At 49.7% G+C, this 13,010-nt stretch carries 8 protein-coding genes; all 8 read left to right on the top strand.

Going from position 1 to position 13,010, the window contains the following annotated elements:
* Nucleotides 1–5 precede the first annotated feature (5 nt).
* The 8 genes from gcvH to pulA all read left to right on the top strand — a co-directional run bounded on the left by gcvH (nucleotide 6) and on the right by pulA (nucleotide 12,946).
* The gene (gcvH, locus tag QD47_RS22080; RefSeq protein ID WP_044648150.1) at nucleotides 6–401 is read left to right on the top strand and encodes a glycine cleavage system protein GcvH; all 396 of its coding nucleotides are present in this window, start codon (nucleotides 6–8) and stop codon (nucleotides 399–401) included.
* Between the two features lie 509 nt (nucleotides 402–910).
* On the top strand, nucleotides 911–2,389 hold the full coding sequence (locus QD47_RS22075) for a PTS mannitol transporter subunit IICB (protein WP_044648149.1): 1,479 nt from the start codon (nucleotides 911–913) through the stop codon (nucleotides 2,387–2,389).
* An 80-nt stretch (nucleotides 2,390–2,469) separates the two neighbouring features.
* Nucleotides 2,470–4,548 (top strand): BglG family transcription antiterminator, encoded by a 2,079-nt coding sequence (locus tag QD47_RS22070; protein WP_044648148.1) that lies wholly within the window; start codon nucleotides 2,470–2,472, stop codon nucleotides 4,546–4,548.
* The gene (locus QD47_RS22065; protein WP_044648147.1) at nucleotides 4,545–4,979 is read left to right on the top strand and encodes a PTS sugar transporter subunit IIA; all 435 of its coding nucleotides are present in this window, start codon (nucleotides 4,545–4,547) and stop codon (nucleotides 4,977–4,979) included. The genes QD47_RS22070 and QD47_RS22065 overlap by 4 nt, the downstream gene beginning before the upstream one ends.
* The gene (locus QD47_RS22060) at nucleotides 4,976–6,121 is read left to right on the top strand and encodes a mannitol-1-phosphate 5-dehydrogenase (RefSeq protein ID WP_044648146.1); all 1,146 of its coding nucleotides are present in this window, start codon (nucleotides 4,976–4,978) and stop codon (nucleotides 6,119–6,121) included. Before QD47_RS22065 ends, QD47_RS22060 begins: the two co-directional genes overlap by 4 nt.
* A gap of 216 nt (nucleotides 6,122–6,337) precedes the next feature.
* Nucleotides 6,338–8,503, top strand: coding sequence for a DUF454 family protein (locus QD47_RS22055; protein WP_082067270.1), 2,166 nt, complete (start codon nucleotides 6,338–6,340; stop codon nucleotides 8,501–8,503).
* A complete protein-coding gene (locus QD47_RS22050) occupies nucleotides 8,496–10,151 on the top strand; it encodes an amino acid ABC transporter ATP-binding/permease protein (RefSeq protein ID WP_044648145.1) in 1,656 nt (551 codons plus the stop codon). The genes QD47_RS22055 and QD47_RS22050 overlap by 8 nt, the downstream gene beginning before the upstream one ends.
* Before the next feature lie 293 nt (nucleotides 10,152–10,444).
* Nucleotides 10,445–12,946 carry a type I pullulanase gene (gene pulA, locus QD47_RS22045; protein WP_044648144.1) on the top strand — a complete coding sequence of 834 codons (2,502 nt, stop codon included), beginning with the start codon at nucleotides 10,445–10,447 and terminating at the stop codon, nucleotides 12,944–12,946.
* The last annotated feature ends 64 nt before the right edge of the window (nucleotides 12,947–13,010 follow it).

The following is a 13,010-nucleotide window of genomic DNA, read 5'->3' as shown; positions in this document are numbered from 1 at the left end:
GCAGGATGAGTGAAGTGAAGCAGCAATTGTGGTACACGGAAGAACATGAATGGGTTCAGCGCACAGAGGATGGAACGGTACGAATCGGTATTACGGACTTTGCACAGCATCAACTGGGGGATATCGTTTTTGTGGAGCTGCCTGGGGAAGGAGCAACGATTGAGCAGGGGGCAGAGATTGGTACTATTGAATCGGTAAAGACAGTATCCGACCTGTTCGCTCCGGTGACGGGAACGGTGTTGAAGGTGAATGAAGCGCTGGAAAGTACGCCTGAGCTGGTGAACGAGTCTCCCTATGAAAAAGGCTGGATGATCGAAGTGGAGATTGGAGAAGATGTAGAGAAAGCACTAAGCAAACTGCTGTCTGCGGATCAGTACGAGCACTTGACTGCCAATGAGTAATAATGGGGCAATGTAGGTTGGATAACTGAATAATAGCGGCGTTTGTCCGCTTGATTTTGTATAAAAATAGTCGCGATGAATTGGTACAGCGGCTATTTTTTGCTGTCTTTTTTGGCAAGCGTAATTACGTTCTTTTCTCTTTTTTAGAGGATAGATCTCATACATAAATTATGACAGGATGGTTTTTCGACTAAATACTCATGTTACAGACCAAATTAAGAGGAATTATGCAGAATGATTTCGCGCCTGTTTATCTTAAATTTAAATGTTGTCATCAACGTTCATGACGAAAGTACGTTTTCATTTCGTTGATGAAGATAGCGTTGTCATTTAGTATAAATTTTAAGAAAAGGTAGTGATGCTTTTACCTGAGTATTTTGCAACAATCCCAAGAGCGATTTCAAATCAGCAATAAATAGATCGAAACGGTTTAGTTCGTCTATCTATTGTACTTTCGAGCGTTGGGAATCGAATGATGCAAAATGCTGACCTATAAGGAGGATATGAATATGAGCACAGTGGACGCAAAGTCCAATTCAAACGGTGGCGCGCGCGTTGCCGTACAGCGTTTTGGCCGTTTTCTCAGTGGTATGGTTATGCCCAATATGGGGGCCTTTATCGCGTGGGGATTGATCACGGCACTTTTTATTCCGACCGGATGGTTCCCGAATGAGGGTTTTGCACAACTGGTTGATCCAATGAAAAATTATTTGCTGCCGCTGCTGATCGGTTATACGGGTGGCACGATGATTCACGGACAGCGCGGAGGTGTGATCGGGGCCATTATGACGATGGGTGTCATTGTCGGGGCGGACATTCCGATGTTCCTCGGCGCGATGGTAGCTGGTCCGCTGGCTGCATGGATATTGAAGAAATTCGACAAAGCGATTGACGGCAAAGTTAAATCAGGCTTTGAAATGCTGGTCAATAACTTCTCGGCAGGGATTATCGGGGCGATTTTAGCGTTGCTTGCCCATGTGGCAATCGGCCCGTTTGTACAAATTATCAGTCAAGTGTTGTCAGCAGGGGTACAGTTCCTCGTGAACGCAGGGCTGTTGCCGCTCGTCAATCTCATTATTGAGCCCGGAAAAGTATTGTTTTTAAACAACGCGCTGAACCACGGAGTATTGAGTCCGATTGCGCTGGAGGAAGCTTCAAGAACAGGCAAATCCATTTTGTTCATGCTGGAATCCAACCCTGGACCGGGGCTCGGTATTTTGCTGGCCTACTGCCTGTTTGGTAAAGGTTCTGCGAGGTCGTCGGCTCCTGGCGCGGTTATCATTCACTTTTTCGGCGGGATTCATGAAATTTATTTCCCTTATATTTTGATGAAGCCGATTCTGATTCTTGCTGCTATAGCAGGAGGCATGGTGGGAACGTTCTGTTTCATGCTGACAGGTGCCGGACTGGTTGCAGCACCATCACCGGGTAGTATCATCGCTTATTTCCTGATGACGCCAAAAGGCGGATATTTGCCAATGCTGAGCGGTGTGATTGCTGCTGCGGTCGTATCGTTTGCTGTGGCTGCTGTATTACTCAAGACAGGTAAGCAAAAAGAAGAGGGGCTTGAGGAAGCGGCATCCCGCATGAAGGATATGAAAACTCAAAGCAAAGGTGCAAGCGAAAACGTCGCTGTAACGGAAGATAACCGCGAAGCTGATATTGCTGCGAAGATTGCCGAAGTTCAAACGGTCAAGGATAAATCAGATGTGAACAAGATCGTCTTTTCCTGTGATGCAGGTATGGGCTCAAGCGCTATGGGCGCCTCGATTTTACGCAAAAAAATGAAGCAGGCGGGTGTGGACGTTACGGTAACGAACACGGCAATCAGTGAGATTCCGCAGGATACAGATATTGTCATTACGCAAAAAACGTTGACAGACCGGGCTAAAACGGTAGCTCCGAATGCCGAGCACATTTCCATTGACAATTTCCTGAAGAGCCCTGAATACGAAGCGCTGGTGGAACGTCTGAAATCCGATTCTTAATCCACCGTAGTAGTCAGGCCGCCTGTGTGCAGTAGGTATTCTGCGGAGGGGATGAGCTTGGGAAGGAACGGTATGCGCTTATGAATATTACGAAACGACAACGTGACATCGTGGAATATCTTCTGGAGCAGTCCAAAGAGGTAACTGCCGGGGAAATTGCCGAGAAGATCAATGTCAGCACAAGGACGGTTCACCGGGAACTCAGTGCAGTCGAGCATTGGTTAGCGGCTCATGAGGTAAAGCTGGAGAAAAAATCAGGGATTGGAATCTATGTGGATGCCGACTCAGATCAGCTTGTATGTCTGCGGGAGCAATTGATGCATACGAAGTCGGACGAATATTCGGCTGAGGAAAGAAAGATCGTGGTTCTCTGTATGCTGCTGGATACACAGGAGCCGATCAAGCTGCTGGCGCTGGCTGCTGATTTGAAGGTCACGGTAACTACTGTCAGTCATGATCTGGACGAATTGCAAGACTGGATCGGGGAACGGGGACTCGTGCTTGTGCGCAGACGCGGGTACGGCGTCGAGATTACAGGCCGGGAGACGGACAAAAGACGGGCGATTTCCGAGCTGGCTCTAGAGTATTTGGATGAATCGGATCTGTTTTCCAGCCGGGAGGAGCTTCGTCCTGTGACACGTGTCGCTAACAAGTTGCTGGAGATGATTGGCAGAGAGAACCTGCTGACCGTGGAAAATGCCCTCTGGCAGCCCCATGAGAAATGGCTGAAAAACATGGTGGAAAGCAAATATATGGAGCTGTTGATTCAAATTTGCGTTTCGCTGGCACGTCTGCGACTCGGATACGTTGTGGACCATCGTCTCTCGTATTCCAAAACAGATTCGGATGAGAATATCATGCTGCGCACAGCTATGGTGGAACGCATATGCACGGAATTGTCAGAGGCGCTGGATATTGATTTTCCGGAGCCGGAACGATCTTATTTCAGACTGCTGTTCCGTGATGCCGAGGATCATTCTACCCGGCTGCTGCCGTTGGATGATCTCGTACTGCTGGAGTCGGTTCATGAGTTGATTCGTCGTGTAGAGGAAGAGACAGACACGCCATTGGCAGAGGATCGTGTTCTGCGTGAAGGGCTGATTGCCCATATGGCTCCGGTACTCAAACGCTTGAAGGAAGGCAGATCCATCCGTAATCCCCTGCTCCAGCAAATCCGCAAGGATTACGGCAGCTTGTTCGACTCGGTGAAGAAGGCTGCGGCGGACATGACAGAAATGGAAGTGCCGGATGAAGAGATCGGATTTCTCGTCATGCATTTCGGGGCTTCGCTGGAGCGGCTGCGACAATTGCGGCGGGAGGTGCGGGCCATCGTCGTCTGCACGAGCGGCATTGGATCATCCAGGCTACTGGCAACAAGGCTCGCCAAGGAGCTGCCACAGATCAAAATCGTGGATAGGGCCTCATGGTACGAGGCGGCGCGGATTCCGAAAGAAGATTATGATCTGATCATTTCGACGGTGGAGCTACCGCTTGAACCGGATCGCTATCTCAAGATCAGCCCGCTGCTGACGCAGGAGGAGAGTGACCGTCTGCGACATTTTATCCAGCATATTACACTCAAGGATCCCAATGATCAGCAGCAGGAGCAGGCCGTTCAGCCCGGTCAGGGCATGGAGTGGCTCACCGGGCTGCGAAAAAGTCTTGAGGAAATTGTACACATTGTACAGCAATTTCAAGTGTATACGCTGGAAAATCAGGGGATGGATATGCGCGCTACCGTACAGGCTATCTGCATGCTGGAGGCGGGGCGGGGGAACGTCACAGAGCCTACTACCATTGCTGCACAGCTCATGGAAAGAGAGCGCCAGGGGAGTCAGGTTATCCCTGATACCTCCATTGCTTTGTTTCATACGCGCAGCCACTATATTCGCGAGCCTTCGCTAACGCTGTATAAGCTGGCAGAGCCGCTGCTAGCGGATACAGGCGAACAGGTAGATTGCGTGTTGCTTATGTTGGGACCTCGCGAGCTGCCGAGAGAAAGCCTGGAGGTATTGAGCGAGATTAGTGCATTACTACTTCGGGAAGACATGGTTACGCTACTGAAACACGGTAGCCGTGAGCATATCGCCAATTATATATCGAGTGAACTGGCTGAATTTTTTCACAGTAAATTAGGGACAGGGAGGAACCTACCGTGAGCATTATGACGATAGACAAAGTAAAAATGAACGCAACCGCCAAAGACAAATATGAGGCGATTCGCATGGCTGGACAAATTCTGCTGGATGCGGGACATATTACAGGTGAGTACATTGACAAGATGCTGGAACGTGAGGAGATCGTGTCTACCTATATCGGGAACGGGTTGGCTATTCCACATGGCACGAAGGAATCCAAGACGTTCATTCAATCGACAGGCATCTCGATCATTCAGTTCCCGCAAGGTGTAGATTTTGGGGAAGAAAAAGCATACATGGTGATCGGCATCGCAGCACAAGGCGGCGATCATATGGAGATTTTGACGAGTATCGCTGTGGTGTGTGCGGAGGAAGAAAATATGGAGAAACTTCGCAACGCGGTGACCCCTCAGGAAATTATGGATCTGTTCGAAAGCGAGATGGAACTATGAGAGCCGTCCACTTTGGAGCAGGAAATATCGGTCGCGGCTTTATCGGATTAATTCTGTCGCGTGCAGGCTATGAGGTTGTCTTTTCGGATGTTAACGACACCCTTGTATCCGAGTTGCGCCGGCGCAAGCAATACACTGTAGAGTTGGCGAATGATACCAAGGATACGGAGATGGTCACGAATGTAACCGCGATTGACGGCAAAGATGCAGGGGCTGTAGCAGACGCGGTAGACCACGCTGATTTGGTAACGACCGCAGTGGGTGTCAGCATCCTCAAGCATATTGCAGCAGGCATTGCAGAGGGAATTAAGAGGCGGGTAGAGCGCGGGGCAGCGCCGCTACATGTGATCGCCTGCGAAAATGCAATTGGAGGCAGCGCCCAACTGAAAGAGCATGTTTTTGCGCTACTGGATGAGGCGACTCGTGCCAAGGCAGAGACTGCGGTGTATTTTCCGAATGCTGCTGTAGACCGGATTGTGCCGATCCAGCATCATGAGGACCCGTTGCACGTGCAGGTAGAGCCTTTTTACGAGTGGGTGGTGGATCGATCGCAAATGGCTTCTGACCATAAAGAGATCGAAGGCATCCTTTACGTGCAGGAGTTGGAGCCTTACATTGAACGCAAGCTGTTCACGGTGAATACGGGACATTGCGTGGCGGCCTACCTTGGTTATGCCGCGGGTTATGCTACCATTCAGGAAGCGATGAAGGATGACAAGGTGGTGGATTCGATACAAGGGGCACTGGAGGAAACAGGGGCGGTGCTTGTGAAGCGCTTCGGTTTGGATCAGGGAGAGCATAAGAAGTACATCTCCAAAATTTTGGATCGCTTCCGCAACCCTAATCTGACAGACGAGGTCACTCGGGTCGGACGTTCACCGTTACGGAAGCTGTCTCCCAATGACCGTCTTGTACGTCCGGCACTGCAAGCGGAGGAGTATGGCATCCCGACGGATCATCTGGCGCTAGGAATGGCTGCTGCCTGTAAATTTGATATTGCGGAGGACCCTGAGGCAGTCGAGCTTCAGCAGGTGATCCGCAGCGAAGGACTGGGTGTGGCGCTGACTCGCTATACATTCATACCCGCAGACCACCCGCTACATCGGCAGGTATTGGAGCAATATGATATTATAAATTCATAAAACAACGTAATATCGCGCTTATTTTCGATAATCCTCTTGAAGCCAATACATCTACACCAACACCCACAAAAGCGTGTTCTGTAGAGATGTGCTTCAAGAGGATTTTTTTATGCGTGATTTACATCACATAACAACCTGTCTAAATTGTTTATATTGATAATGATTATCATTATCCATCATATGGGTCATCATCATATCTTTTTAGGGAGGATTACAGTGAAACCGATCTATGTTACCTTAGGGTTTCTATTTTTGGCGCTTGGAGTCATTGGCGTGGTGGTACCGTTGCTGCCGACTACGCCGTTTTTGCTGCTGGCAGCCTTTTTCTTTATGCGGGGGTCTGAACGGATTCACCAATGGTTTTCGAATACCTCTTTGTACCATAAGCATCTGGAAAGCTTCGTCCAAACGAGATCGTTGAAGCTGTCCACGAAAATCACCACTCTGGGATTGGCGTCAGCCATGCTCATTACCGGCTTTATTTTAACCCCGCCAGTGTGGGCCAAAGTGATTATCGCGTTGGTCATCCTCTTCAAATATTATTACTTTATATTCAGGATCGGAACGGTGAGAGGCACTACAGCGGAAACTCCGTCCTCAACCTCATCTGTAGCTGAGCTTGCTGATACCACGAAGAAAAGGTCTAAAATGGTCGACAGCCGTCTGCTCGGTCTGGTGGAGCATTCCCGAAAATATATCGTTCTGGGTGTGCTTGTGCAGTGGATCGGTCTTTTAGGCAGTATAGCCGCTGTTTTGTCCATGTCTTTTGTTTTGCAGCAGGCATGGGCGGGACAAGTTACCCGTAAGCTGATTCTATCTGTGACGGCCATTGTCATTGCTGCCATTGCAGTCCGATGCTTGTGCAATTATGCAGCCAGTATGCTGTCCTATCGGGCCTCCGTGAATGCCAAAAAAACGCTGCGCTCGCAAATTTACGGCAAGCTGCTGAAGCTGGGGCCAGCGTATACGGATCATACCTCCACGTCGGGGGTTATTCAGGTTGCTGTAGAAGGAGTGGAGCAGCTTGAAACCTATTTTGGCAGATACATGCCCCAATTATTTTACAGTCTGCTTGCACCCGTAACATTGTTCATCACATTATCCTTTGTCAGCTTCAAGGCTGCCATTATCTTGTTGGTCTGCGTTCCGCTGATTCCGGTGTCGATTATAGTCATTATGAGGATGGCTAAAAAGCTGTTTCGAAAATATTGGGGCAGCTATGTCAATCTGGGTCACAGCTTTTTGGAAAATGTACAGGGCCTGACCACGCTTAAAATATATGGAACAGACCAGGAGAAGCACCAGGAAATGAACACAGCGGCTGAGGATTTTCGCAAAATGACAATGAAAGTACTGACCATGCAACTTAACTCGGTGGCAGTCATGGACCTTATCGCATTTGGCGGTGCCGCTGCGGGTGTTCTGGTCGCAGTGAGCGAATATTCGGCTGGTCATATCGGCTTGGCGGGAGCGCTGATTATTGTGCTGCTATCGGCGGAGTTTTTCATCCCGTTGCGCCTGCTGGGCTCTTACTTTCATATCGCCATGAACGGGATGGCAGCGAGTGACAAAATATTTCAAATTCTGAGTACAGAGGAGCTAGTACAAGGAAAAAAAAGCATCGAGACTACCGATATTCGACTGGATCAAGTGAACTTTGCCTATGACGAAAGGGACACTCTGCGAAATATATCTATGGATATTCCTCAGGGCAGCTTCATTTCCATTGTCGGGGAATCAGGCTCTGGTAAAAGCACGGTAGCCGGATTAATCGTGGGTCATCACGAGGGTTATCGGGGAAGTCTGACCGTTGGAGGAACCGAACTTGCCGCCATTTCGGAAGAAAGCCGTATGCGTTATATGACCTGGATCGGCTTCAACAGCTATATTTTCAAGGGTACGGTCGAAGCTAATTTGAAAATGGGCAATGAGCACGCGAATGAGGAACAAATGCTGGAAGTGTTGCGGCAGGTGAAGCTGTATGACTTCATTCTCTCACAGGGAGGGCTGGAAGTAGAGCTGGAGGAGCAGGGAGCGAACCTGTCAGGGGGACAACGCCAACGGCTAGCGCTGGCAAGAGCGCTGCTGCATGATAGTAGCGTGTACATTTTTGACGAGGCTACCTCTAACATAGATAGTGAGAGCGAGGCAGGCATTATGGAGGTTATACATGCGCTGGCAGGCAGCAAAACCGTTATTCTCATCTCGCATAGACTGGAAAATGTTGTCCAATCCGACCGTATTTATGTGCTGCAAAACGGCTTGGTGGCAGAATCGGGAACGCATCATGAGCTGTTGAGCCAGCAGGGACATTATGCGGAGATGTATCTCAGTCAACACCAGGTAGAGCAGTTTGTAAAAGGAGGTGCTGTATATGCGTAGACACGGAATGCGGATTATGGCCCAATTACTGGTACTGGCCGGGCCTCTTTTACCAGTGCTACTCATAACGATTGTTACAGGAGTGCTTGGATTTGCTTGTGCTATTGGTATTATTGTCTATGGAGCCCTTGCCCTGCTTACAGCAACGGGCATCACGACGGGCTACAGCATGACGTTCCTGCTCATGCTCATCGTGGTTTGTGCTGTACTGCGTGGGGTGTTCCGTTATGGCGAGCAAATGAGTGGTCATTACCTCGCCTTCAAGCTGCTGGCTGTGCTGCGTGACAAGGTGCTTCAAGCCCTGCGCAGACTGGCGCCAGCTAAGCTCGAAGGCAAGGACAAAGGGAATCTGATCTCGCTGATTACGAGTGATATCGAGCTACTGGAAGTGTTTTATGCACATACGATAGCGCCTGTTATGATCGGCATCATCACTTCACTGCTAATGGTATTCTTTATCGGTTCTTATGAGCCTCTATTAGGCTGGCTCGCTGCGCTTGCTTACATAACAGTCGGCCTGTTCATTCCCTTGTTAACGTCACGTATGGGCAGACGGCAGGGTATGGAATACCGGAGCAGCTTCGGTAAGCTGAGCAGTTATTTTCTGGACAGCCTGCGTGGCATGAAAGAAATCGTGCAATACGGGCGCGGAGAACAACGGCTCGCGGAGATTAACCGTCGCACGGATCAATTGGATGCCAAGCAGAAGAGCTTGAAGCATCATGAAGGCATCACAAGAGCGATAACGGATGCAGCGGTCGTGGGTTTTTCATTTCTGATGCTGCTGGCTGGATTGTATGGCATGTCCAAGGGGCAGGTCAGCTTTACAGGGATGCTTGTTTCCGTCATTGCCCTGTTTAGCTCGTTTGGCCCGGTAGTTGCGCTTAGCAATTTGTCCAACAATCTGCTGCAAACGCTGGCGAGCGGGGAACGCGTGCTGAGTCTGCTGGAGGAAACCCCGGAGGTCGAGGAAAATATCGGGGGAATGAGCGTTGCTTTTTCCGGGGCGAAGGTGGACAGGGTTACTTTTGCATATGATGGTCAGACGGTGTTGGATGATGTAAGTCTCACGATACCGCACAAGCGGATTACAGGTATTCAGGGTAAAAGCGGCTCTGGCAAGTCCACCTTGCTCAAGCTGTTGATGCGGTTCAGGGACCCACAGCAGGGCGGGATTTTGCTATCTGGACATGATTTGAAGGAAATCGGAACGAAGCATTTGAGAGGTCTGCAAAGCTATGTGGATCAGGATACGTTCCTGTTTGATGACACGATTGCGGCCAATATTAAAATTGGAAAACCTGATGCTACGCATGAGCAGGTTGTGGAAGCAGCCCGCAGGGCGTCGGTACATGATTTTATTATGACCTTGCCTCAAGGATATGACAGCCGTGTTGGAGAATTAGGGGACAGGCTGTCCGGTGGTGAACGTCAGCGGCTGGGGCTGGCCAGAGCCTTTGTTCATGATGCTCCGCTCCTGCTGCTCGATGAGCCTACCAGCAATTTGGACAGCCTGAACGAAGCGATCATTTTAAAATCGTTAAAGGAACAGCAGCAGGATAAAACAATTGTCCTTGTTTCCCACCGAAGCTCCACCATGCGGATCGCAGACGATCTGTTTCAGATGGATAACCGCAGGCTGTCCTGATTTTTTGGCCGTTTTTAGCGTGTATGTGAAGGGTTAAAGGGAATTATTTATGGTGCTTGGAGGGCTGCTGCTGTAGCCTGTTCATGGTTTTGTCATAAAATGGAGTGTGCGTGTGAAATGAAAGCAGCATCCGTATTTGAAATCATCCGACTTTTCAAGCTTGTCTTATTTTGATAGCCTAGTAGGTAAGGATTTTTGCAAAATCCTGAGGTATATTGACAAGTCGTATACATCATAAATGATGGATGAACAGAGGCTGAAAGCCGATGTACAGAAATGGGTGGTGAACAGGAATGTCTGATTTCAATCAACTCAAGGAGCTTGAGCACACAACATATCCCACATATGAAGGCCATGATTTGGGTCTTACTTATACTCCTGCGGGCAGCATGTTTAAAGTATGGGCACCGACTGCGAAGCAGGTCCATGTAGCGATGTATGACAACGCTGGATTGTACGACCAGGAAGGTAACGTTCAGGACCATAGCGGTGGCCGGGAATTTCCGATGAGCCGTGATGAGCGTGGTGTATGGTCCGTAGAGCTGGAAGGCGACTGGAACAAGTATTATTACATGTACAGGCTGGAATGGGCAGACCGCACACTTCATTATGCAGCCGACCCTTATGCGACAGCGGTATCAGCCAATGGACAGCGTACGGCAATCGTTGATTTGGCTCAAACCCATCCGGATGGATGGAAAGAGGATGCCGGCCCCACACTTGTTCGGGCTACGGATGCCATTATATATGAGCTTCATGTGCGTGATTTTTCAATGGGTACACATTTTAATACTGGAGAAAAAGACCTGTCTGCCGCCCAGGGACGGTTTACAGCCTTTACGTATACGGGACTAAAAGATACGGCAGGCAACAGCATCGGACTGGATCATTTGCTGGAGCTGGGCATTACACATGTTCATCTGCTTCCGGTGGCTGACTTCCATACGGTGAATGATTTTGCAGAACAGGGCAAGGAATATAACTGGGGCTATGATCCGCAGCACTATAATGTGCCGGAGGGATCTTATTCTTCCAATCCGGCTGACCCGGAGGCACGTATACGGGAGTTGAAGCTGCTGGTGCAATCCCTGCATACTGCTGGCATCGGTGTCATTATGGACGTCGTGTACAACCATACTTTCTCGGTGGAAAAAGGGCCGTTCGACCCTGTTGTACCGGGTTACTATTACCGTACGGATGAGCATGGGCAGCTTTCCAACGGCTCGGGTGTGGGTAATGAGGTGGCAAGCGAACGCCCGATGGTTCGCAAGTATATCAAGGATTCGCTGCGCTATTGGGCAGAGGAATATCATATAGACGGCTTCCGTTTTGATCTGATGGGACTGATAGATACGCCGACTGTAGAGCAGCTTACACAGGAGCTTCGCTCTGAGGTTCGTCCTGATCTGCTTATCTATGGAGAGCCTTGGACGGGGGGAGAATCCCCGCAGCCTCTGCTGACGTTAAAAGGAACACAACGGGACAAAGGCTTTGCCGTCTTCAATGACAACTATCGTTCTGCTATTAAGGGTGACAGTGATGGTACCGCAAGTGGCTTTGCCACGGGGGCATGGGATCAGGAGGAACTGGTGCTTAAAGGTGTTTTTGGAGCTATTCATGATTTTACAGCCCAACCTTCGGAAACGGTCAATTATGTCACGGCTCACGATAATCTCAATCTGTGGGATAAAATTTTGACGGTGCGACATTTGCGGGAACGCTGCGGTTTTCCTCAATGGGAGCAGGGTCAGCCGCAGGATGGGAGAGCGGCCGAACAAGCCGTGGCGGAAGCAGACCCGTACCGGGAAGTGAATGAGCATGACTTACTGGAGAATGAAACCGTACGCAAATCCTTGCTGGCAAACGGCATGGTGCTGACCTCCCAGGGCATTCCCTTTATCCATGCAGGTGATGAACTGTTGCGTTCCAAATATGGAAACCATAATAGCTACCGTAGTGTGGATGTGGTGAATGCTATTCGCTGGGAGAACAAGGCGAGATTTCGTCCCGTATTTGATTACTATCAGGGGTTAATCGCTTTACGGCACAGTCATCCGGCATTCCGGATGGATCACCGGGAGCTGGTGGAGCAGCATATGGAAGTGCTGCACAGCAGCGGGCATGTGGTAGCTTTTGCATTGAGGCACCATGCTAACGGCGATGCCTGGAATCATATTGTGGTGATTTATAACGGCTCGGATACGGAGCAGACGATACTGCTGCCTGCGGAATCGGATCGCTGGCATGTCGTTGTGGATGCTCACGGGGCTGGAAATGAGATACGGTATGAAGTAGCAGGCCATCGTGTGACCGTTTCGCGCTGGTCGATGATGGTACTGTATGATCAGGAGGAACCCGCTCAGCCATCCTTTTTGACCGGACAGGATCAGACTAACGAGCTGGCGGAGAACGGATTGGAAGGTTCGGATGAGGGAACAGACCAAGAAATCGCAGGTCATTACGAAGAAGCGGCGTTGTATCGCACCATTGAGTTGATTTACGAGCGTGCGGATCGACAATATTCCGGTTGGAATGTGTGGGTATGGGGCACCGGATGCCGGGACGGACATGTAGAATTGAGTGAATTGGATGACGGTCGCGCAGTAGCGCGTATTCAAGTGGCTCCTCATGTGCGGCGGATCGGCTACATCATCCGTCTCAATCAGTGGGATGCCAAGGATATTGAGGCCGATCGGTATATTGATGTAGACCTGAACCGATCTGTGATGCAGGTATTGATTCACAGTGGCAGAGAAGAATATTTGCTGCTGGTCAACGACAACCGGGCAGGATAGCTTTATAGGGGTGGTTGTCTTTCGTACATTGAATAGCATTTTTCGATTATTTCGAGAGATGCTA

The organism is Paenibacillus terrae (assembly GCF_000943545.1).
In the GTDB taxonomy this organism is placed as follows: domain Bacteria; phylum Bacillota; class Bacilli; order Paenibacillales; family Paenibacillaceae; genus Paenibacillus; species Paenibacillus terrae_A.
Note: the sequence above shows the minus strand (reverse complement) of the source record. Positions and strands in the feature narration are given on the sequence as shown.